We start from the raw sequence: 312 nt of genomic DNA on the forward strand, positions 1-312 counted from the left end.
TACGACCGCGAACAGGCCGCCTGGTCACGCATGACCAGCACCATCTCCCTCGGCGCCGCTGTCGGCACCCTGGTCGGCGGACTCGGCGGCGCCGCCGTCGGCTGCGTGCTCGGCGGGATCGTCGGCGCGACGGTCGCCTCGGCCACCATCGTCGGCCTGTTCGGCCCGTTCCTGCCCGCGGCGGCGGTCGGCTGCCTCGGCGGCATCCTCGCCATCGGCGCCCTCGGCACCGTGGCGGGACAGATTCTGGTGACCGCGCCGGTCGCCCTCGGCGCGGCCATCCAGTACTTCACCACGATCAACCAGCCGTTC

Annotated in this window: 1 pseudogene; it reads left to right on the forward strand. The window is 73.7% G+C overall.

Features of this window, described 5'->3' with window-relative positions:
• Window positions 1-312, forward strand: a pseudogene (locus tag V8688_RS32120) (hypothetical protein); the annotation flags it as partial.

It is taken from the genome of Nocardia sp. No.11 (assembly GCF_038752175.1).
In the GTDB taxonomy this organism is placed as follows: Bacteria; Actinomycetota; Actinomycetes; order Mycobacteriales; family Mycobacteriaceae; genus Nocardia; species Nocardia canadensis.